Here is a 21,927-nt window from a genome sequence, read left to right on the forward strand (position 1 = left end):
CAACAGTTTAGAAGATTGTGTTAAAAGAAGTATTAAAAATTTATTCAATCGTCATGGATTTTAGTTTGGTTCTGTAAGCTTCAAGCGCAACAGATTTAGAAATAAATCCATAATATTTTCCGTCTTTAAGAACGGGTAAGAATGCTTTTTTCGATATTTCAAATTTATTCATGACCATTTCCATGCTATCGTCCGGTGAAATTGTTTCAACAGGTTTCAGCATTATTTCTTTTACCAACGTATATTTTACTCTATAACTGTTAAATATTATTTCGCGAATATCATTAAAATGAACAATGCCCAATAAGTTCTGTTCGGTATCAACTACTGCAAATATCACTTGGTTGGAATGAGAAATGAGATCAACGAGTCTTTCTAAATTTTCATTAGGAGTTACCGTAAGAAAATCTGTTTGAATAATGGTACTTGTCTCTAGTGTAGAAAGTACATTAGTGTCTTTATTACTGGTAAAGGCATGCCCTTTTTGCACGAGATTTTTCACATCCATCGAGTGTTTTTCAAAACGCTTTGAAATGGCAAAACTGATTGATGCCACAATCATCAGCGGAATCATCAAGTTATATCCTCCTGTAATTTCAGCAATTAAGAATATCGCAGTCAAGGGAGCATGAAACAAACCACTCAAAATACCTGCCATTCCCACCAAAGTAAAATTACTAACGGGTAATTTAGTAAGTCCTGTGAGATTTAAAAATTTAGAAAAAAAGAAACCAACATACGAACCTAGAAATAGGGAAGGAGCAAAGTTTCCACCATTACCGCCACTTCCTAAAGTAATTCCGGTTGCAAAAACTTTTATCATCATCGTGCACCCTACAAAAAGTAAAAGTGCCCAACTATTATCGCGAAAACTACTGAATAATGTGTTTTCTAATAATTTTCCGGGATCGTTCTCTGATAATGTTTTGATACTTTCATATCCTTCTCCAAAAAGTGTTGGAAAAATAAAAATAAGAATGGCTAAAATTGAAGAACCAAACAACGCTTTTTTATAGGGTGATAATTTAAGTCTTGCGAAAAAATGTTCTACTTTCTGAAAATTTCGGGAGTAATAAACGGAAATGAATCCGGTAAATAAACCTAAAAGAATATAAAAAGCAATATTATGATAATCAAAACTCTGTTGCTGTTTAAAGGATAGTAAAATTTCCTCGTTTAATGCAATTACAGAAACCAAAGCTCCTGTAGCAGCAGCTATCATGATGGGTGTAAAGGCTGCAATACTAACATCCACCAACAGTACTTCGATAGCAAATAATACTCCAGCAATAGGTGCGTTGAAAGCTGCGGCGATTCCAGCTGCAACTCCACAACCAATTAGTAAAGTTCGGTCTTTATAACTTAATTTATATTTTTGTGCATAGTTTGAACCAAAAGCGGCTCCTGTAATTACAATTGGACTTTCTAAACCTGCAGAACCACCTAAACCAACCGTTAATGAGCTCGTTACAATTTGGGCGTACATTTGTTTTTTTGGAATAATACTCGCTTTTTTAGCAACTGCATATAAAATTTGCGAAGTCCCTTTTTGTATTGTTCCTCCTAAAACTCTTTTGATGACAAAAACGGTGAGCACAATACCAATTATAGGTAGAATACTATTAATGAAACCCAATTTTAAAATTCCGCTGACATAAGTTGCAAAAGAAAATACCCAATGCGCAAAAGTTTTCAGGACTATTACGGCAAATGCAGAGGAGATTCCAACCAAAACGGCAGATAAAAATATAAACTGTTTTGGAGTCAATATAGACTGTGCTACGGCAATTATTACTTCTAGTTTGGCTATTACTTTTTTGAACATGATACTTTTTAAGAGGGCTACAAAACTACTATTATTTTAATCCTAACACATATTTTTTAACGCTTCTTTTTTGCTTAATGGCTTTAAAGTATTGGTTTTTACAAATTCTTGAACATCTTCAGGATTTGATTTTGCATATTCCCGTAACGCCCAACCGATTGCTTTTTGAATAAAAAATTCTTTAGAATGCGAATGCTTTAAACATTCGGAAAATAATAAATCAGCACTGGTTTTTTGTTTGTACCCCAATTGAAATAAAATTGCACTTCGGCTCAACCACATATTCTCAAACCTTGAAAATCGTTCTATTACATTTTTGGTTTCTAATGGAAATTCCAAAAGATACTCACCTAAAATGTACTTCGCAATCGTATCAACACTGTCCCACCAAGAGTTATTCAGTATCAGTTTTTCAATCAGTTGAATGTCATCTTTTTTGTAATTTCCTTTGAGTTCTTTTATCAAAATTTCAATTGCACAATACTGAAATTCCCGTTGTGGTTTTGAATATAATTCTAAAACGATTCTCCTTGCGTCTGCGGAAACTTCTTCTTTGTTTTCTTTCCAGATTTCCTTGAAAATGCGTCTTCGTTCCTCCGTTTTTATTCCAAAAAACGGAAAGTTGTTCTTCATGTATTTTGCCATGGCAAAAGCATTTTCCGGATTTTTATTTGCTTCAAAAGCGTTTTCTAAGGCAAGTATAAAATTCATAAATAGTAAATTTCAATAGCAAAATTCAATTGCAATTTCAAAAAAAATTAAATTTCAAAAACGTAAACATAAATCAGAGCCCTAAATTTCTTTTCTCTTATCTCTATTTTCTCACATCTCCTCTAAAATCCAACTGCTTTATCGTCTCCTCTAAAATCAGCACCACCTTCGAGTTTTTTATTTGGTAGAACCAAAATGGCATCTACTTTTCCTATTACAGGTGTTGTTTTTTCATTGATAAGATATTCTTTAGATTTCAAAGTTTCAAAAGTTTTAGTGTCGAAAGTATTAGGTTCAAAAGTGATTAAATCCGGCAACCATTGGTGGTGAAAACGAGGTGCATTTACCGCTTCCTGCATACTCAAACGATACTCGTAAACATTTAATATCGTTTGCAATACCGATGTGATAATTGTAGAACCACCCGGAGAACCCACAACCATAAATAATTTTCCTTTTTTCTCCACAATTGTTGGAGTCATGGAACTCAACATTCTTTTTTGTGGTTCAATACTGTTGGCTTCATTTCCCACCAATCCAAACATATTGGGTTCACCTGGTTTGGCACTGAAATCATCCATTTCATTATTTAAGAAAAAGCCTAATTTATCACAATAATATTTAGAACCATACCCGTCGTTTAATGTTGTAGTTGATGAAACCGCATTGCCAAACTGATCTACAATTGAATAATGGGTAGTTTCTGTACTTTCATTATACGTTACTTTTCCTTCTTTAATATCCGATGATAAGGTGGCTTTTTCAAAACTGAAATTCGACATTCTTTGTTTCAAATAATCATCATCCATTAAGGCTTTCAAAGGGATTTTTACAAAATCCGGATCGCCCAGATAATAACTTCTGTCTGCATAGGCTCTTCTTTCGGCTTCTACAATAACTTGAATGGCTTCTGTTGAATTATGTCCCATTTTAGCCAAGTCGAAAGGGGCAATCATTTTGAATATTTCAGCGAGACATATTCCGCCACTGCTGGGTGGAGGCATCGAGATTATCTTTAAATCCTTGTAATCAAAATTGAGTGGCGTTCTCCATTTGGCTTCGTATTTTGCCAAATCTTCCAAAGTGATTATTGCTCCTTTTTCCTGAAGGTATTTGACTAATATTTTAGCTGTTTCTCCTTTATAAAATTCATCTCTGCCATTTTTTGAAATTCTTTTTAAGGTAGTTGCCAGCGCAGGATATTGAATGACATCATTTTCTTTGAAAGCAGTTGCAAATAATGTTTTATCGCCATTTACTTTTATGATTTTGTCTCGATACGCAGCTAATCTATCTTCTTGTTTTTTGGTAACAATAACCCCTTTTTCGGCTAATGCAATTACGGGTTTTAGAATTTCTTCAATCGGTAAGGAACCTAATTTTTCGTGAACTGCAAAAACACCTGCAATTGTTCCAGGAACCCCAATGGCAAGAGGAGATTCGGTACTTTTTCCTTTTATAACATTTCCTTTATCGTCAAGAAACATGTCTTTGGTAGCTGCCAATGGTGCTTTTTCTCGGTAATCTAATGAACCAATTTCACCGTTTGCTTTTCGATAGACCATAAAACCGCCACCTCCAAGGTTTCCTGCATATGGATAGGCTACAGCCAAAGCTAATTCGGTAGCAACCATCGCATCAAAAGCATTTCCGCCTTTTTTCATGATTTCAACCCCAATTTTGGAAGCTTCTTCCCTTGCGGAAACCACCATCGCCTGACTTGCAACTTCCCCAGTGGGCTGAATCATATTTTTTTGGGTTTTACAACCAATTGACAAAACACTCAATAGAATAATAATTTTTTTCATTCGAAATAGTATAAATTTAAAAACCAACGGCTTTGTTATCGCCTCTTTTGTCAGCGCCACCTTCCAGTTTTCCATTTGGTAATATCAAAATCGCGTCTACTTCACCAATGATTTCTTTGTTTTTTTCATTAATGATATATCCTTTTTTCTTTAAACCATTCAATAATTCTTTATCGAAAGAATTGGGTTCAAAAGTAATTTCATCAGGCATCCATTGATGGTGAAAACGAGGTGCATTTACCGCTTCTTGCATACTCATATCAAATTCATACACATTCAATATCGTTTGCAACACCGATGTGATAATGGTGGAACCTCCCGGGGTTCCTACAACCATGAAAAGTTTGTTGTCTTTTTCTACAATCGTTGGCGTCATGGAACTCAACATTCTTTTTCCCGGCGCAATGCTGTTAGCTTCACTTCCAGTAAGTCCATATAAGTTGGGAACTCCAGGTTTGGCGCTGAAATCGTCCATTTGATTATTTAAAAAGAAACCCAACTCGTCGCAATATATTTTGGAACCATAATTATCATTCAAAGTAGTCGTTGCCGAAACTGAATTTCCTTTTGAATCCACAATAGAATAATGCGTGGTTTGGTTGCTTTCGTATCCTTTAATTTTTCCATGTGCAATATCCGAAGATTTAGAAGCTTGATCGAATGAAAAATCATTCATCCTTTTTTCTAAATAAGATGGACTTAGTAATTCTTTTACTGGAAGTTTTACAAAATCAGGATCGCCTAAAAAGTAATTCCTGTCAGCATACGCTCGTCGTTCGGCTTCTGTAATTACCTGAATTGTTTTTACGCTGTTGTGTCCCATTTGCGAAAGGTTGAACGGCTCAATCATTTTCATGATTTGATTCAAACAAATTCCGCCACTGCTTGGTGGAGACATCGAAGTGATTTGTAAATTTTTATATTGAAAAGTAATTGGAGTTCGCCACTTGGCACTGTAACTGTTTAAATCTTCCAATGTTACATTTCCGCCTTTTTTAGCCAGAAAAGCAACTAACTTTTGAGCAGTTTCTCCTTTGTAAAATTCATCCCGACCGTTTTCCGAAATCCGTTTTAATGTTGCTGCTAGTGCAGTATATTTTATGGTATCATTTTCTTTATATGCTTTGGAAAACAAACTATTCTTACCATTACTTTTTATAAAGGAAGCTCTATAATAAGCCAAACTTTCAGCTTGAAATTTAGTGACAATAACACCTCTTTCGGCCAAAGCAATTACAGGTTCCAGAATTTCACTTATGGGTAAAGACCCATATTTTTTGTGGACTTCAAATATTCCGGCAATCGTACCCGGAATTCCCGATGCCAAAGCCGTTGCAGTGCTTTTTCCTTCAATTACATTTCCTTTTTCGTCAAGAAACATATCTTTTGTGGCTGCTAAAGGTGCTTTTTCTCTATAATCTATAGCTCCAGTTTCTCCATTGGCTTTTCTGAAAACCATGAAACCTCCACCACCAATATTTCCTGCCTGTGGATGTGAAACCGCTAATGCCAGTTCTGTTGCAACCATCGCGTCAAAAGCGTTTCCACCTTTTTTCATGATTTCCACTCCAATTTGCGAAGCTTCTTCACGAGCGGAGACTACCATAGCTTTTGAAGTTACTAAACCAGTTGGTTCTACCGTTTTTTCATTCGATTTGCAACCTAAAACGGCAAAGGCAAGTAGGAAAATTATTTTTTTCATTGTACAATATATTTAGGGTATTGTTTTGGTTGTTTTTAATAAGTAATGCTACAAATGGTCTAACCACATAGAGACATAGAATTTTATTTTGTGTATTAAAGAAGCTTCGCTTAGAAATAAATTTCATAGACGAATTTAATTATTCTTTTGGTAAAGTTTTATAAAATTCATTAACAAAGGTCTTTTGTCCTTCTTTGAAAATATTATAACAGTTAAAATTTATCAAAACACCTTTTGGTGATTTTAATAATTTCATATGATTCAAAAGTTTTGCTTCAAAAGCAGGATGCATTTCTGATACTGCTTTGAACTCAATAACAATTAAGTTTTCAACTAACAAATCACATCTAAAATCAGATTCCATGATTTTGCCTTTGTAAATGACAGGTATTTTAAGCTCTGATATAAAATTAATATTCGCACCCGTAATTCCTCTTTCATGCATTGGTGATAGACACTTTCTAATAAACCCCTACCCATGATTTTATGGACTTCTATTGCTGCCCCAATAATTTGAAAGCTTAATTCATTTAGATATTTTTGTGTAGTCATCTTTTAGCCATTTCGAATTATTAATGTTCTTAGAGCGTTATTGTTTTAATTAAAATATTGTCTTTGAAATATTACTATGTTTAAAAATTATTTTCTAATCTTTTATTGTAATAAAAAAACCTATGTTTCTATGTGGTAAAAAAAATTAACCAATTCTTTTTTGTGTTGCAAAAACGTTCAATTCTTGAAAGAAATTGGTGAATTCCTCTTCAAATTTTGAATAAAATTCAGAAAGTTCATTAGTAGCAAATCGCATTTTAGATTCGTTTTTGGTGCGTTGGTCCATTTGCGTTAAAATCCGATGGATTCCTTCAATCGTTTGATAACTCACCAACCAATTGTGTTCAATCATATAAGGCATCATTCCCTTAGTTCTCTCCGAAAGAATACTGTGATTGTCGTGCAAAGATTGGTAAAAGCGTGCTACAAATTCTTCTAATTTTTCATTGGAATACGTATTCCAGTTTTTAGCTAAAAAATGATCATAGAAAACATCTACAATTACACCTGCATAATGGTGGTATTTCTCATGTAGTTTTTTGGTGCTTTGCCTAAAAATGGGGTGTGCATCAGTAAAAGTGTCAATGGCACGATGCAGAATAATTCCTTTCTGAATTTCTAAAGGATAACTTTCAAAATGCTTCCCCCGAATTCCATCAGCCATAAAATTGCCAATTTTGATTAAATCATTGTCACCGGAAAGATAGATGTGTGCTAGAAAATTCATTCGCCTAATTTAGGAATTTAAATGATGAATTTTGAATTCTTATTGACTTTTATAAACCGTCAATTATTATATTTGTGAGCAATTTAAAATTTATAATTCAAAAATTAAAATAATAATCAATGACTTTAATAAAATCAATATCGGGAATTCGTGGAACAATAGGAGGTAAAGTAGGTGATAATCTGACGCCTGTTGATGCCGTTAAATTTGCTTCGGCTTATGGAACTTGGTTGAAAAAATATATTGGTAAAGAAAAAATTACTGTTGTTGTAGGCCGTGATGCCCGTATTTCAGGACCAATGATTCACAATTTGGTAGTAAATACTTTAATTGGTTTAGGAATTGACGTGATTGATTTAGGGCTTTCAACAACACCAACTGTTGAAGTTGCTGTTCCTTTAGAAAAAGCCGAAGGAGGAATTATCCTGACCGCCTCTCACAATCCAAAACAATGGAATGCCTTGAAATTATTGAATGAAAAAGGAGAATTCTTAAACGGAGAAGAAGGCTTGAAAATTCTAGAAATTGCTGAAGCCGAAGCTTTTGATTTCTCGGATGTGGATGATTTAGGAGCCATTATGATTAACGATGCTTACATGGATATCCATATTGATGAAGTATTGAATTTGCCTTTGGTAGATGTTGATGCTGTAAAAGCTGCTAAATTTAAAGTGGTAGTGGATGGTGTAAACTCTTCGGGAGGAATTATTATCCCAAGATTATTGGAATTAATGGGCGTTGAAGTGGTCGAATTATACTGTGAACCTAATGGCCATTTTCCTCATAATCCAGAACCGTTGAAAGAACATTTGACTGATATATCCGAATTGGTTGTCAAAGAAAAAGCCGATTTAGGAATTGTCGTTGATCCTGATGTGGATCGTTTGGCTTTCATTTGCGAAGATGGTGAAATGTTTGGTGAAGAATACACTTTGGTGGCTTGCGCCGATTATGTATTGAGTAAAACGCCAGGAAATACGGTATCGAATATGTCTTCTTCCCGTGCGTTGCGTGATGTGACTAATTTGCATAACGGAAGTTATGAAGCAAGTGCCGTGGGCGAGGTTAACGTGGTAGAATTAATGAAAAAAAATAACGCAGTAATAGGAGGAGAAGGAAACGGCGGAATCATTTATCCGGAGCTGCATTACGGTCGTGATAGTTTGGTAGGAGTGGCTTTGTTTTTAACGCATTTGGCTAATAAAAAAATGACGGTTTCTGCTTTACGGGCTTCGTATCCGGAATATTACATGAGCAAAAACAAAATCGAATTGACACCACAAATTGATGTGGATGCTATTCTTGTTGCGATGACGGAAAAATACAAAAATGAAGATATTACAACTATAGATGGTGTGAAGATTGATTTTGCTGAAAACTGGGTTCACTTGAGAAAATCGAATACGGAGCCAATCATTCGTATTTATACGGAAGCGGCTTCACAAGAAAAAGCAGATGCTTTGGCACTTAGAATCATTGATGAAATAAAAGCAGTGGCTGGAATATAATTCCGCATTTTATATAAAAGAACCCTTTCAAAATAGCATTTGAAAGGGTTTTTTCGTTTGAGATATGATAGTCTGACTTTTCGTTTAAATTATTGAAGACAATAATATTAATCCAAAAGACGTTAGTTTTCGTAAATGAATAAGAACATATAATTTATGTTATAGTAAGATAGTATCAATACTCCTAATTTAAAAAAACTTTGAAAAAAATATTTTCATTACTTGCGATTGTTTTGTTCCTCTCAGTAGTATCCTGTTCAAAAGAAGATGATCCCATAGATAATCCGATTGCAGTAAATCCTATAACTAACAAACAACCAACAGGAAGTTCTGCTAACGATTTATTATCGGATAAAAAGTTTAAGAGCATGGTTATTGAAGTAGTGTATGTAACCGGTTTTGAGCCAAGCAATACTGCTATAAATAATTTTGTAAACTTTCTTACATCCCGAACATACAAACCTAATGGCATTAGTGTTATAAAACGTTCTATACCATCTCCGGGGAATTCACCTTATACTAATGAAGAAATTGTAAGTATTGAAGATGCGAACAGAACTAAATACAATAATACTGATGAAATAGTGGTTTGGGCATTTTTTGCAGATGGAAAATCTTCAAAAGACACTGATACGTCAGTTATTCTGGGAACGGCTTACAGAAACACTTCTTTTGTTATTTATGAACAAACGCTTCTAGCTTTAAGCGACAGTCCATTTGAACCTAACAGAAGTTTATTAGAAACAACAGTAATCACTCATGAGTTCGGGCACATATTAGGATTGACTAATCTTGGCACAGCTTTGCAAAGCAATCACGAAGACACAGAACATCCAAAACATTGTATTGAAAAAACGTGTTTGATGTATTGGTCATCTGAAATTGGAGGCGGTATTGGAAACATGGTTTCAAGCGGTGCAGCTCCACAATTAGACGCGCAATGTATTGCGGACCTTCGGGCTAATGGAGGAAAATAATTATTTTGAAGAAGAACTTTGGCGCAAAGCTAAGTTTTGCAAGTAGAAAAAATATAAAATTAAAAATCTCCAAAATCATTTGAGTTTGGAGATTTTTTTGTGATTTAACTATTTTTAATATTAAACATAAAACGTGAAAGTAGCAGTTTTAATTCAAATTATTATTTTAGAATCAGGCGTTTATTTACTTTTATTTAAACCAAAAACTAGCATTTTTTATCAAGTAATTTATTGCTTTTAAGTACTACACGAATTAGATAAATTAATAGAGAACAGACTATTTTTTTAAGAGTACCGCTTTATTGTATTCATAATTCATCTTGGCAATTGATAGCACCGATATGTCCTGCGGGCATTCCACTTCGCAAGCTTCCGTGTTCGAGCAACTTCCAAAACCTTCCGCATCCATCTGGCGAACCATCGCAATGACTCTTTTCGAGGCTTCTAATTGTCCTTGTGGCAATAAAGAAAGATGTGTCACTTTGGCACTGGTAAACAAGGCCGCACTTGAATTTTTGCAAGTCGCTACACAAGCACCGCAACCTATGCATGCGGCAGCATCAAAAGCGGCTTCGCTATGTTCATAGGTAATGGGAATGCTATTGGCTTCCGGCGCTTGTCCAGTTCCTGCGTTAATGTACCCACCCGAAGTAATGATGGCATCAAAAGATTTTCTGTTAATTTTGAGATCTCTCAATATAGGAAATGCAGCAGCCCTAAAAGGTTCTATATAAATGGTATCACCATCTTTGAAACTTCGCATATGCAGCTGGCAGGTGGTGGTATGTTTTAGCGGACCGTGTGCTCTTCCGTTTATCATAATACCGCATTGCCCGCAAATACCTTCCCGGCAGTCATGGTCAAATTCGATAACTCGTTCCCCAAGCTGAATGAGCGATTCATTTAAAAGATCCAGCATTTCTAAGAAAGACATCTGTTCGGATATGCCGTCAATCTCATAATTTACCATTTCTCCTTTTGAAGAAGCATTTAGTTGGCGCCATATTTTTAAAAACAGTTTCATATATACTTTTTTAGGTTCAAATTATTTATAGCTTCTAACTGCAAGTTCCACAGATTCAAACGTAAGAGGCTCTTTATGAAGTTCAGGAGGCAGTTTTTCACCTTTCCACTCCCAGGCAGAAACATAACAGAAATCACTATCATTCCGTACTGCTTCACCTTCTGTGGTCTGGTATTCTTCTCGGAAATGCGCTCCGCAGGATTCTTCTCTTTGCAGGGCATCGTGACACATCAGTTCAGCCAATTCGATGTAATCCGCCACGCGACCGGCTTTTTCTAATTCGCTGTTTAGCGTGTCATCGCCAGTTATCAGAAGATCTTTTTCGAATGATTCTTTAAGTAATTTTAAAGAAACAATTGCCTCTTCCAGATTTTCTTTACTTCTTGACAATCCACATTTCTCATAAAGTAGCTTCCCTGTTTTTTTATGAAAATAATCCGCTGATAATTTCCCTTTGGTATTCAAGAAACGGTCCAGTTGTCTTTGGGCGGCTGTTTCTGCTTCCGCAAAAGCGGGGTGATCCGTTGTAATTTTGTCTGTTTTTAATTCACCCGAAAGATAATTTGGAATCGTGTAAGGTGCTATAAAGTAACCATCAACGCAGGCCTGTAGCAAGGAATTAGCTCCAAGTCTATTTGCGCCATGATCCGAAAAATTAGCTTCTCCAAGTGCGAATAGTCCGGGAATGGTTGTCATCAATTCATAATCGACCCAAAGTCCACCCATAGTAAAATGTGCTGCCGGAGAAATCAGCATTGGTTCTTTGTAAGCATCGATTCCGTTGATTTTTTCATACATCGAAAACAGATTGCTATATTTAGCTTTAATTTTTTCAACGCCTTGAGCAATAATAGCTTTTGAAAAATCGAGATACACTGCATTTTTCATTGCGCCTGCGCCAAAGCCGGCATCGATCCGTTCTTTTGCTGCACGCGAAGAAATATCTCTCGGTGCAAGATTTCCAAAAGCAGGATAGCGACGCTCCAGATAATAGTCACGCTCTTCTTCCGGAATGGAATTGGGTAATCTGTCATCACCCACTTTTTTCGATACCCAGATGCGTCCGTCATTTCGAAGAGATTCTGACATCAAGGTTAGTTTAGACTGATTTTCACCGTGCTGAGGAAGACAAGTAGGATGGAACTGAATCCAACTTACTCCGGCCATGTAAGCGCCTTTTTTATGTGCACGCCAGATAGCTGATCCATTGCAACCCATAGCTAGTGTAGAAAGATAGTAGACTTTACCATAGCCTCCTGTAGCCAGTACTACCGCATCTGCTTCATGGCGTTCCAGAGTTCCTGTCTCTAAATTTCTAGCGATAATTCCCTTTGCTTTTCCATCAATAACGACTAATTCCACCATTTCATGACGAGTGTGCATCGTTACTTTTCCTGTGTTAACCTGACGCAAAAGAGATTGGTAGGCACCCAATAAAAGTTGTTGCCCCGTTTGCCCGCGAGCATAAAAAGTACGCGATACCTGAACACCTCCAAAAGACCTATTGTTCAGATAGCCGCCGTATTCTCTGGCAAAGGGAACACCTTGGGCTACCGCATGGTCAATAAGAGAAGCGGAACATTCAGCAAGACGGTAAACATTAGCTTCTCGAGATCGGAAATCGCCTCCTTTTATCGTGTCATAAAACATTCTAAAAGTACTGTCGCCATCATTTTTGTAATTTTTGGAAGCGTTAACTCCACCTTGTGCTGCCACAGAATGGGCGCGTCTTGGAGAATCTTGGAAACAAAACGACTTAATATTGTACCCTTGTTCCGCAAGCGAAGCAGCGCAAGAAGATCCGGCGAGTCCCGTTCCCACTACGATAACGCTGAGCTTGTTTCTGTTGGCTGGATTTACCAATTTTGCCTTTGCTTTATAATTATTCCATTTATCAGCAAGCGGTCCGTCCGGTATTTTCGAATCTATCTTTTTCATATTATTTAAAATAAATATAAAGTGGTATTGCCATAAAACCTCCGGTGATGGCGAGGGTGTAAAACCATCCTATTATTTTTACTGCTTTTGCATACTTTGGATGATACAACCCTAGTGTTCGGGATGCACTAAAAAAACCATGCAATAGATGAAAGCCTAATGCCAAGAAGGATATTTCATAAATTATAACATACCATGCTTGAGAAAAGGAACTTACAACAATCTCATACAAATCTTTGTTACCATTCGCATCCACAGGCAATGCAGTAAACTTGTAGGTGTACCAATAATCCTTGAAATGAACGATGAGGAACAATAGGAGGAACAATAGGAGGATGGTACCCAGAATTCCCATATTTCTGCTGTTCCATGCGCTGACAAAATTTCTCTTATCATATTGGTAGCTTTTTCCGTTGGAGGTATTATTTTTTACAGCAATTATCAAAGCATATACGGCATGACCACTAAGCGAAGCATATAATATCCAAGAAATTATCTTGATCAATACATTAACTGAAAGCATGTGCGAATACCAGTTGAACTGTTCTCTTGCAACGTCTTCGGGCAACAATAACTGCAGGTTTCCAAGCAGGTGAATCACTAGAAAAAAGCAAAGGAAAAGTCCCGTTGAAGCCATGATTAGCTTGTTATTTAACGTGTTTTTCATAGGATCAATAAATTTTCGAATTCATGTTTAAGGACTTTATTATTTACCAAAGCCCAATTGCTTTCCACCAAAGCCCGCCAGCTACAAACCATACGAGAAGAAATAAAATGCTCATAAAAAAACCTTGTTTCCACCAGTCTTTTAGATCTACATAAGTGCTACCAAAGAAAATAGGAGCAGGACCATGACCATAATGGGTAAGCGATCCCATCAGCGAAGCACAGGCTCCTAGGAATATTGCTAGCATTGTGCCCGGGATACCCACTGCGATACCCACCGCTAGAAACACAGAATACATAGCGGCAACTTGTGCTGTTGCACTGGCAAACATATAATGACAGTAAGAATACACGATTATAATCAAAGGAAAAGCTACTTTCCAGCTAAGTTGTGACAGTTCATCGCCAACCAATTTCCCGAACCAACCTATCAAACCTAACGAATTTAAGTACGATCCCATCATTACCAGAGAAGAGAACCAAACGATAGTATCCCAAGCTCCTTTTTCTGATTTGACATCTTCCCAAGTCAATACGCCGCTCAACAACAGAATGCATAGTCCGATAAGCGCTGCGGTTGTTGCATCGATTGCAAATAAGTTCCCGAATATCCATAGTACTAATAATATGATGAAAGTGGCTACCATCAACCATTCTTTTAAAGAAACCGGTCCCATTTCCTTAAGCTGTTTTGCCGCTATTGCCGGAGCTTCTTTGGTCTCTTTTAATTCAGGTGGATAGGATTTGTACAGAAATAAAGGAATCAGCAAGAAACAGATTAGCCCAGGAACCGATGCCGCAAGTGCCCAGCTTCCCCAAGTGATTTCTACTCCTAAATCGGCAGCAAATTTTTGCGCCATCGGATTGCTCGCGGTAGCTGTTAAGAATAACACAGAAGTAATCATGTTGGCATTGTAGCTGCTAAGAGTAAGGAATGCCCCAATTTTCCTATGCGTTTCTGGTTTCTCAGCATACGATCCCATGTTTGTGGCAATTGATTTCATGATGGGATAAATGACTCCTCCAGCTCTGGCTGTGTTACTCGGAATGGCTGGTGCGAGTATAAGGTCAGCCGTATTCAATCCATAGGCAAGACCCAGCGGGCTTTTGCCAAATATTTTGATAAAGTTGTATGCTATTCTAGTTCCAAGGCCGGTTATAATAAATCCCCTTGCGATAAAAAATGCAAGACCAATCAACCAGATGGTAGAATTTCCAAAACCGCTCAAGGCATTAACTATAGATTTTGTAGGATCTCCAGGAGCCAAAACCTGTGTAACTGCGCAGAGTGTAATTCCAATAATAGCCATCGTTCCCATAGAAGCCGCTTTTGAAATGATTCCAACAATGGTTGCCACAAAGATCGCGAGGAGATGCCAGGCATTTGGCTGGACGCCTTCTGGAGCTGGAATGAACCAGATAGCTAGTCCTATAACGCAGGTAATTAGACCTGATTTGAAATTGATTTCTTTCATAATAATTGTTTTTAGAATCTTACCTGTAATTGTACGTAGGAAAGGCTGTGTGTATTTGTTGTTGTTAAGGGAATATCTTTGTTGTAAATGTCTAAAGAAACACCCATTTGAAGTGCGGCATAAAAATCATCTGCAAAAATCAGCGATAGATTGGGAATAATAGTCTGTCTGATATTACTGTCTAATTTGTAATTTTCATCAAAATATTCATATCGAGAAGAGAACTCAATTGCTCTTAGCCGTCGGTTCTGGCAATTGTATCGTAAAGTGGGCAGCAAATAAAAACCATGCATTTTGAATTGGTCAAGAGCAGGTTTTACTATTTGGTTTTCATCGGCTTTGCTGGCACTGTAAGCTAAAAAGTTCGTTCCTATCTTTCCTTCCGCCATGATTAAAAGTTGCCATTTATCTGAAAAATCAAATTTACCCGTTAGGTCTGCACCATATGCGTTGCCAATACCGCTTTCGCCAAAGCTACCTCTGGAAACATTGGCTCCTAAAGTCAGACTCTTATTAAAATCAGTCTCCAGTCTCAAATAGGTGTTTTTAGAATTATTGTCATCTGTTTTTTGGTTTTTGTTATTTCCATTGTAAGCTCCCGCATAATACCTCAAGCTCCCGTCAGGAACTATTTTTCCAAAAATAGAAAGTCCCACTTGGAAACTCTGCCATCCATTTTTCCCAAATGCATAATACTGGTTCGAAAAATCAAGTGTGCGTATAATATCTACAGGAACAGCATCTTCAATACCGAAAAAAGGGCGAAATTGTCCTGCCTGAAGGCTGAAGTATTTGCTAACGGTATACTTTATATAGGCATTTTCAAGCACCTTGTTAGAAGGATTATCATTAAATTCGGCAAAATTAGCTAGAACGTTTGCTGAAAAATGATCGTTGATATCAGCTTTTAGCATTACTCTTGCTCGTTTCAGCATAAAAGTATTGGTAATGCCATTTGTTGCCTCGGGATCGAAATTCTTTCCATTCACATCAGAATCCTTATTTAATGAAAAGACATATCGAGTTTGAAGTACGCCAGCAAAACTCAATTTTCTCTTGTAAGCCGAATAGTTTTTGATCGTATCCGTTGAGGAAGTGCGGTCTTTTTGTTGCGCTTTCATTGGAAGAATTATAAAAAGGCTCAAAAAAGTCAGCAAGATAATTGTATTCCTTTGTGCAGATATGGGGCAGCTTAAAATTTTATTAAACATATTTTTTATTGCTTTAGTGTAAATATAGTACAAATGACTGACTTAACTTTTGATGCGAGTATGACAATTATCATATCGTTCCGGATAATACCGTTATGGGTTTTATCAGGCAAGTTTTATAATATATTTTCTTCTAGATTGAATTTTTTATTATTGATTCATAAGACTATAGTTTTGCTATACATGTAGCAAATAGAAAAGCAATATTTATGATATAATACGATCCTTTATAAATTAAATATCAAAGATCTTTTCTAATTTCTGCTTTTTAAGCGTAAATAAGCAATAGTTGTTATTCCAACAATAAAACGAATCAAAATTGCACTTTTTCAGCTATTTTACATTTGGGTCTTGTTTACGATATTTATTTAAAAATATTAGTCTTAACAAAATTGAAAATGACTATTTGGTAAAAATTAATATGTTTTAACTCAAATTAGACATACAATGATTACAAAAGAAGCGCCAATACAATTAGAGCCATACCATCCCTGGGAATTTCGCCTTAGACAAATGAGGAGATTGTAAGTATTGAAGATGCGAATAGAACAAAATTTAACAATGCTGATGAAATAGCAGTTTGGGCCTTTTTTGCAGATGGAAAATCTTCGAAGGATACGGATACCTCTGTTATTCTGGGAACGGCTTATAGAAATACTTCTTTTGTTATTAATGAACAAACGTTTCAAGTTTTAAGTGACAGCCTATTTGAACCCAACAGAAGTTTATTAGAAACAACAGTGATCACTCATGAGTTAGAGCACATACTAGGATTAACTAATCCTGGCAAAGCTTTGCAAAGCAATCAACAAGATGCAGAACATCCAAAACATTGTATTGAAAAAACGTGTTTGATGTATTGGTCATCTGAAATAGGAGAAGGAATTGGGAATATGGTTTCAGGTGGTTCAGCTCCACAGTTAGATGCGCAGTGTATTGCTGACCTTCAGGTTAATGGAGGAAAATAAAAGTAATATTATATAATAGATTTATTCTTTAATAAGAATGCCCAAGTAGATTTCTTGGGCATTTTTTATGTTTTACTAAAGAGAATTAACCTATTATTAGAAAGAGACTTTGTAAATTATTCCAGCGGTGAATCCCCGAGTTAGTCCATCTGGGCGAACCTCTCGAACTAAAAATGGTGTGGCCAGAGATAATTCGATGCTGTTTTTAGTGTTAATGGCATACGCGCCAATTATGTTTCCGTTAATGGTCAATCCATCAGAGTTTTTTATAGTTTCTCTTTGTCCAAAAGCATTCTCGAAACTATCTTCTCCTAAATGATAAATAAATAAAACATTGGGTTTAAAAATGAATTTTTTAGTGGCGGTTTGAAACGTATATGTGGCTCTAAACAAAGCATCTGATTTTCTTTCGAATAAATTAGTGGAAGGAAAATCATCTGTATTTGAGAACTCCCTAAAGTAAGAATTCTTGTTGTTATTGAAAACTGGAATTTGGATAGCAGTATTAAAATCCCATTTTTTATAGTTAAGATTCAATCCTGCAATTAAATCAAATGTTCCCAAACTGGATTGGTAATCCAAAGGAAGTGAAAACTCATTTATTTTAAGATTTGAACTCGTAAAAGGGATTTTGAAACCTAAAAGTGAACTCCATTGTGTATGCGATTTTGGTTTCCAATTGTAATTCCCTATCAAAAAAGCATCACCAAAAGCGCCTCGCTGACCAAAGCTTCCACTGGCAACGGAATATGTAATTTTAGAACTTAATGATAATCTTTCGTTTATAGTTCTGGTGTAAGTTAGGTACGGTGAGATATAAGTAACATCAGCTTCGCCTGTACCAAAAATAGCTCCTGCTTCAATTCCATTTTTTGATTCTTTATCTGTAGTTTGGAAACTATTTCCAATGGAACAAATTCCAGCATCGCTACATCCTTGTGCAAAGGAATTAGAGAACATTCCGATAGCGATTATTAGCAGTAGTTTTTTCATAAATTAGGTTTTAATTTTGAGATAATTGTGCCACTGCAAATAGATGACTGTATTGTTGGCAATGAATTAGTACATATTTATAGTCAGAAACATTGACTTGGGTTGGAATTGAGTACACAGTAGAAGATGTTAAATTGCCCAGATTCACAAATTCTAGAGGGGTGTCATTTTTTGAAAGGTATACTTTAAGATCGGGCCCGCTTGATACACTAAAATCTTCTAATCGAACTTCGCTTTGATTTCCGTTTAAATAAATTTTGGCAGAACCGGTTACCTTAATTCCTGAGGTTGGCGTGAAATTACCGGTGGCAAGAGGAGGAGTATTTTCAGGGATTGGTGAAGTTAACTCAACATCACGGGTCAAATCGCCTTCAACTTCACATGAAATTAAAAGCAAGAGTAGAGGCAGTATAAAAATAATTCTTTTCATGGTAAACCTTTTTTAAATTCGCAAATCAAATATAAAAAGAATCAAGATTACTGTTTGTCGGCTACTTTACATTTGAATCATGTTTATAGATTTATTTGATATCAGTATTAACAAAAATTGAAAATGACTATTTAGTAAAAATCAATATCTTTGAACTCAAATTAGACATACAATGATTACCAAAGAAGCGCCAACACAATTAGAGCAATACTTTCAACAGTTTCGCGATAACATAATCGGAATAGATCAAGGGTTTGAATCTCCTTACGGACGAAAACAAATTATTTATACGGATTGGACGGCGAGTGGTCGTTTGTATCGTCCTATTGAAGAAAAATTAATGAATCAATTTGGTCCTTTTGTGGCCAATACGCACACAGAAACCACTGTTTCAGGAACTGCCATGACTAAAGCGTATCATCAGGCGCGTCACATTATCAAACATCATGTCAATGCCAGTACTGATGATGTTTTGATTACCGATGGAACCGGAATGACAGGTGTTGTCAATAAATTCCAACGAATCTTGGGTTTAAAAGTACCCGAAAATTTAAAAAATTTCATCACTATTCCAGCCGAAAAGAAACCAATTGTTTTTATTTCTCACATGGAACATCATTCCAATCAAACGTCATGGTTGGAAACAATTGCTGATGTTGAAGTTATTCCTTCAACGGAAGATGGATTGTTTAGCATAGAAAATCTGGAACTATTATTAGAAAAATATAAAGAACGACCTTTTAAAATAGCTTCTATTACCTCGTGTTCAAATGTAACGGGAATCAGAACGCCGTATCATAAAGTGGCAAAAATAATGCATCAACATAACGGACTTTGTTTCGTGGATTTTGCTTGTTCAGGACCTTACGTGAAAATCGATATGCATCCTGAAGATGCTGAAAGTTATTTGGATGCCATTTTCTTTTCGCCTCATAAATTCCTGGGCGGACCCGGAACTTGCGGAGTTTTGGTCTTTAATAAAAAATTATACCAAAATTTAGTTCCTGATAATCCTGGTGGAGGAACAGTAAGTTGGACGAATCCTTGGGGAGAACACAAATACATCGATAATATTGAAGATAGGGAAGATGGTGGTACTCCGGGTTTTCTTCAGGTCATAAAAACCGCATTGGCTATTCAGTTGAAAGAGCAAATGGGGATTGAAAATATCTTAAAAAGAGAGCACGAAATCGTAGATTATATTTTCTCTGAATTAGGGAATGTTTCCAATATTAAAATTCTTGCAGGACAGCATCATGATAGGCTAGGAGTGATTTCTTTCTTTGTGGAAGATTTACATTTCAACTTGGGTGTGAAATTACTGAATGATAAATTCGGAATTCAAACTCGTGGCGGTTGTAGTTGCGCCGGAACCTACGGACACTTTTTATTACATGTAGATCAGGAAACTTCTCATAAATTGATTGACGAAATTACACTTGGAGATTTAATCAGAAAACCAGGTTGGATCAGGATGTCTATTCATCCAACAACTACAAATGCTGAAATTGAATTTGTTTGTAACGGAATAAAAACATTGGCCGAAAACCATAAAACTTGGGCTTTGGATTATAATTATAATTCGGCTACAAATGAGTTCGTGAATAAGAACGCTCAACCTCTAGAAGATGAATTGGTAAAAAACTGGTTCTCATTATAAGAAAGATGAGGTTTTGATAATATAAAATAATCACTTAGTCAAAAGCGTATGTTTTTGAATAAGTGATTATTTTTTTTTTAGAATAATGTCATTTAGGAATGTGACGGAAAACTGCGATTAAATACTATCTTCTATGTTTCCATCTTTTGTGCGTCCAGAAATAATATTCAGGTGCTTCCCGGATTTGTTTTTCAACTTCTTTTATATAGGCACTCGTAATTCCAAAATTAGGAATCGAGTTAGGATTGTCACTAATTGGGATTATAGTAAGTTCATAATATCCTCTTTTTACCTTTTTGACTTGTGCAAAAACTACGGTCATATCGTATTTTTTGGCTAACATTTCAGGTCCGGTATGCACAGGAACTTCAACGCCCATAAAGCTTTCCCAATGAAATATTCGATCTGCTTTTGGGGATTGATCACTGGCGAGGCCATACACACAATGAATACCATTTTTTTGATTATCGGAAATTAAAGGAATTGTTTTACTAGTTGGTACTAATTCCGTGTTGTATTTAGATCGAATATCTCTTACGAGTTTATCAAAATATTTATTAGCTAATTTTTTATAAACTGCTACTCCTCGGAAAGATATTTTTTGGTTCAGTGTAATCAGCCATTCCCAACTTGCATAGTGGGAGGCGATAAGCATAATGCTTTTTCCTTTTTCTTCATATTCTTTGATGACTTCCAGATTTGTGATTGTGAATCTTTTGTTCATTTCTTCCGATGAAATAGTCATGGTTTTTATCATTTCCATAAACATATCGCATAAATGATGGTATGATTTTTTTTCGATAATAAGACGTTCTTCATCTTTAAGATGCGGCAAAGCAAGAGCTAGATTTGCACGAACTATTTTTTTTCGATATCCAATAATATGGTAAACTAAAAAATAAACTCCATCTGACAGTCCATAAAAAACACGGAATGGTAGTATAGAAACAATCCAAAGAAAGGGGTAAGCAATAATAAAAATAAGGAATTGCATGCAGAATTTTTTATGCAAATATAAGTCAAAAATGTAGACTGATATAAATTTTGACAGCTTACTGCATCCGTATTTGAGAATGACTATCTTTACAATTCACAATAAATATACTTTATGAATACCGTTTTAATTGCAATAATTGTAGTAAATGTTTTAATTAGTTACAAAGGTTTTAATGACCTTTCTTTTTTTAGAAAATACGAATTCCATATTGGAAGTATTCGTTCAGGAGAACAAATCAGAATGTTATCGTCAGGTTTTCTGCATGCTGACATGACGCACTTGATTTTTAATATGTTGACACTTTGGTTTTTTGCTCCGGTCGTTATTAGTTATTTAGGTGATTTTTCGTTTTTACTGGTTTATTTTGGAAGTTTGATTTTTGGAAGTTTGTTGACGATGGTTTTTCATAAAAATGACTACGGCTATCGGGCAGTAGGTGCTTCTGGAGCCGTAACGGGAGTTTTATATTCGGCAATATTGCTGCAACCTGATATGATGCTGGGAATCTTTTTTATTATTCCAATGCCTGCTTACATTTTTGGAATCCTTTATTTGCTGTATTCCATTTACGGAATGAAAGCAAAGAATGATAATATTGGTCATACGGCGCATTTTGGGGGCGCTGTAGGAGGTTATTTGATTACTTTGCTAAAGGAACCTACTTTATTAGTAGATCATACTTTGATGGTCATATTATTGGCTATTCCAATAGTCATTCTTTTCGTGATGGAAAAAATGGGAAAACTTTAATGGCA

General features: G+C 35.8%; 18 protein-coding genes and 1 pseudogene. 5 read left to right on the forward strand and 14 right to left on the reverse strand.

The annotated features are described in order from the left end of the window. Nucleotides 1–40: 40 nt before the first annotated feature. From G7A72_RS01250 to G7A72_RS01275, 6 genes and pseudogenes are all read right to left on the reverse strand, one after another. Nucleotides 41–1,825, reverse strand: a complete 1,785-nt coding sequence (locus G7A72_RS01250) for a chloride channel protein (RefSeq protein WP_165151117.1) — start codon at nucleotides 1,823–1,825, stop codon at nucleotides 41–43. Between the two features lie 42 nt (nucleotides 1,826–1,867). Continuing rightward, complete coding sequence (locus tag G7A72_RS01255) at nucleotides 1,868–2,536, reverse strand: DNA alkylation repair protein (protein ID WP_165151118.1); 669 nt, start codon at nucleotides 2,534–2,536, stop codon at nucleotides 1,868–1,870. 122 nt (nucleotides 2,537–2,658) lie between these two features. Beyond that, the gene (gene ggt / locus G7A72_RS01260; RefSeq protein WP_165151119.1) at nucleotides 2,659–4,344 is read right to left on the reverse strand and encodes a gamma-glutamyltransferase; all 1,686 of its coding nucleotides are present in this window, start codon (nucleotides 4,342–4,344) and stop codon (nucleotides 2,659–2,661) included. Between the two features lie 16 nt (nucleotides 4,345–4,360). Further along, entirely contained in the window at nucleotides 4,361–6,046 is a 1,686-nt protein-coding gene (ggt, locus tag G7A72_RS01265; protein WP_165151120.1) for a gamma-glutamyltransferase, read from the reverse strand. Nucleotides 6,047–6,185: 139 nt separating this feature from the next. Then, nucleotides 6,186–6,598, reverse strand: a pseudogene (locus G7A72_RS01270) (GxxExxY protein). 145 nt (nucleotides 6,599–6,743) lie between these two features. Next, entirely contained in the window at nucleotides 6,744–7,325 is a 582-nt protein-coding gene (locus G7A72_RS01275) for an ACP phosphodiesterase (protein WP_165151121.1), read from the reverse strand. A 119-nt stretch (nucleotides 7,326–7,444) separates the two neighbouring features. Between G7A72_RS01275 and glmM the strand changes: the two genes are divergently transcribed. Together glmM and G7A72_RS01285 are read left to right on the forward strand one after the other, a co-directional pair. Continuing rightward, nucleotides 7,445–8,833, forward strand: a complete 1,389-nt coding sequence (gene glmM / locus G7A72_RS01280) for a phosphoglucosamine mutase (RefSeq protein ID WP_165151122.1) — start codon at nucleotides 7,445–7,447, stop codon at nucleotides 8,831–8,833. A gap of 200 nt (nucleotides 8,834–9,033) precedes the next feature. Next, the gene (locus tag G7A72_RS01285) at nucleotides 9,034–9,810 is read left to right on the forward strand and encodes a membrane metalloprotease (RefSeq protein ID WP_165151123.1); all 777 of its coding nucleotides are present in this window, start codon (nucleotides 9,034–9,036) and stop codon (nucleotides 9,808–9,810) included. 277 nt (nucleotides 9,811–10,087) lie between these two features. Here G7A72_RS01285 and G7A72_RS01290 read toward each other — a convergent pair whose 3' ends face one another. The 5 genes from G7A72_RS01290 to G7A72_RS01310 are packed head-to-tail and all read right to left on the reverse strand — an operon-like array spanning nucleotide 10,088 to nucleotide 16,034. After that, a complete protein-coding gene (locus tag G7A72_RS01290; protein ID WP_165151124.1) occupies nucleotides 10,088–10,834 on the reverse strand; it encodes a succinate dehydrogenase/fumarate reductase iron-sulfur subunit in 747 nt (248 codons plus the stop codon). Nucleotides 10,835–10,855: 21 nt separating this feature from the next. Continuing rightward, a complete protein-coding gene (locus tag G7A72_RS01295; protein ID WP_165151125.1) occupies nucleotides 10,856–12,772 on the reverse strand; it encodes a fumarate reductase/succinate dehydrogenase flavoprotein subunit in 1,917 nt (638 codons plus the stop codon). 1 nt (nucleotide 12,773) lies between these two features. Then, complete coding sequence (locus tag G7A72_RS01300) at nucleotides 12,774–13,439, reverse strand: succinate dehydrogenase cytochrome b subunit (protein ID WP_165151126.1); 666 nt, start codon at nucleotides 13,437–13,439, stop codon at nucleotides 12,774–12,776. Nucleotides 13,440–13,482: 43 nt separating this feature from the next. Continuing rightward, on the reverse strand, nucleotides 13,483–14,913 hold the full coding sequence (locus G7A72_RS01305) for an anion permease (RefSeq protein ID WP_165151127.1): 1,431 nt from the start codon (nucleotides 14,911–14,913) through the stop codon (nucleotides 13,483–13,485). Between the two features lie 11 nt (nucleotides 14,914–14,924). Further along, nucleotides 14,925–16,034, reverse strand: coding sequence for a porin (locus G7A72_RS01310; RefSeq protein ID WP_206531518.1), 1,110 nt, complete (start codon nucleotides 16,032–16,034; stop codon nucleotides 14,925–14,927). A gap of 830 nt (nucleotides 16,035–16,864) precedes the next feature. Here G7A72_RS01310 and G7A72_RS16500 point away from each other — a divergent pair. Beyond that, nucleotides 16,865–17,092: a hypothetical protein gene (locus tag G7A72_RS16500; RefSeq protein ID WP_206531519.1), complete on the forward strand. Its 228-nt coding sequence runs from the start codon at nucleotides 16,865–16,867 to the stop codon at nucleotides 17,090–17,092. A gap of 96 nt (nucleotides 17,093–17,188) precedes the next feature. Here G7A72_RS16500 and G7A72_RS01320 read toward each other — a convergent pair whose 3' ends face one another. Together G7A72_RS01320 and G7A72_RS01325 are read right to left on the reverse strand one after the other, a co-directional pair. Further along, complete coding sequence (locus G7A72_RS01320; protein WP_165151129.1) at nucleotides 17,189–18,085, reverse strand: hypothetical protein; 897 nt, start codon at nucleotides 18,083–18,085, stop codon at nucleotides 17,189–17,191. Nucleotides 18,086–18,095: 10 nt separating this feature from the next. Beyond that, nucleotides 18,096–18,515 carry a DM13 domain-containing protein gene (locus G7A72_RS01325; protein ID WP_165151130.1) on the reverse strand — a complete coding sequence of 140 codons (420 nt, stop codon included), beginning with the start codon at nucleotides 18,513–18,515 and terminating at the stop codon, nucleotides 18,096–18,098. Between the two features lie 172 nt (nucleotides 18,516–18,687). Between G7A72_RS01325 and G7A72_RS01330 the strand changes: the two genes are divergently transcribed. After that, complete coding sequence (locus G7A72_RS01330) at nucleotides 18,688–20,175, forward strand: aminotransferase class V-fold PLP-dependent enzyme (protein WP_165151131.1); 1,488 nt, start codon at nucleotides 18,688–18,690, stop codon at nucleotides 20,173–20,175. Nucleotides 20,176–20,299: 124 nt separating this feature from the next. On the opposite strand, the gene G7A72_RS01335 is transcribed toward G7A72_RS01330, so the two are convergent. Beyond that, entirely contained in the window at nucleotides 20,300–21,169 is an 870-nt protein-coding gene (locus G7A72_RS01335; protein WP_165151132.1) for a lysophospholipid acyltransferase family protein, read from the reverse strand. A gap of 114 nt (nucleotides 21,170–21,283) precedes the next feature. Between G7A72_RS01335 and G7A72_RS01340 the strand changes: the two genes are divergently transcribed. After that, nucleotides 21,284–21,922, forward strand: a complete 639-nt coding sequence (locus tag G7A72_RS01340; RefSeq protein WP_113665870.1) for a rhomboid family intramembrane serine protease — start codon at nucleotides 21,284–21,286, stop codon at nucleotides 21,920–21,922. Nucleotides 21,923–21,927 lie beyond the last annotated feature (5 nt).

The sequence above is a fragment of the Flavobacterium sp. Sr18 genome, from assembly GCF_011064265.1.
GTDB classification, from domain to species: Bacteria; Bacteroidota; Bacteroidia; order Flavobacteriales; family Flavobacteriaceae; genus Flavobacterium; species Flavobacterium petrolei.

Coding starts and splice junctions, on each gene's coding strand:
- G7A72_RS01290 (WP_165151124.1), bottom strand. CDS start 10,834: ATGAAACTGTTTTTAAAAATATGGCGCCAACTAAATGCTTCTTCAAAA.
- G7A72_RS01330 (WP_165151131.1), top strand. CDS start 18,688: ATGATTACCAAAGAAGCGCCAACACAATTAGAGCAATACTTTCAACAG.
- G7A72_RS01275 (WP_165151121.1), bottom strand. CDS start 7,325: ATGAATTTTCTAGCACACATCTATCTTTCCGGTGACAATGATTTAATC.
- G7A72_RS01250 (WP_165151117.1), bottom strand. CDS start 1,825: ATGTTCAAAAAAGTAATAGCCAAACTAGAAGTAATAATTGCCGTAGCA.
- G7A72_RS01335 (WP_165151132.1), bottom strand. CDS start 21,169: ATGCAATTCCTTATTTTTATTATTGCTTACCCCTTTCTTTGGATTGTT.
- ggt (WP_165151119.1), bottom strand. CDS start 4,344: ATGAAAAAAATTATTATTCTATTGAGTGTTTTGTCAATTGGTTGTAAA.
- G7A72_RS01295 (WP_165151125.1), bottom strand. CDS start 12,772: ATGAAAAAGATAGATTCGAAAATACCGGACGGACCGCTTGCTGATAAA.
- G7A72_RS01340 (WP_113665870.1), top strand. CDS start 21,284: ATGAATACCGTTTTAATTGCAATAATTGTAGTAAATGTTTTAATTAGT.
- G7A72_RS01255 (WP_165151118.1), bottom strand. CDS start 2,536: ATGAATTTTATACTTGCCTTAGAAAACGCTTTTGAAGCAAATAAAAAT.
- glmM (WP_165151122.1), top strand. CDS start 7,445: ATGACTTTAATAAAATCAATATCGGGAATTCGTGGAACAATAGGAGGT.
- G7A72_RS01320 (WP_165151129.1), bottom strand. CDS start 18,085: ATGAAAAAACTACTGCTAATAATCGCTATCGGAATGTTCTCTAATTCC.
- G7A72_RS01300 (WP_165151126.1), bottom strand. CDS start 13,439: ATGAAAAACACGTTAAATAACAAGCTAATCATGGCTTCAACGGGACTT.
- G7A72_RS01325 (WP_165151130.1), bottom strand. CDS start 18,515: ATGAAAAGAATTATTTTTATACTGCCTCTACTCTTGCTTTTAATTTCA.
- G7A72_RS01310 (WP_206531518.1), bottom strand. CDS start 16,034: ATGAAAGCGCAACAAAAAGACCGCACTTCCTCAACGGATACGATCAAA.
- ggt (WP_165151120.1), bottom strand. CDS start 6,046: ATGAAAAAAATAATTTTCCTACTTGCCTTTGCCGTTTTAGGTTGCAAA.
- G7A72_RS01305 (WP_165151127.1), bottom strand. CDS start 14,913: ATGAAAGAAATCAATTTCAAATCAGGTCTAATTACCTGCGTTATAGGA.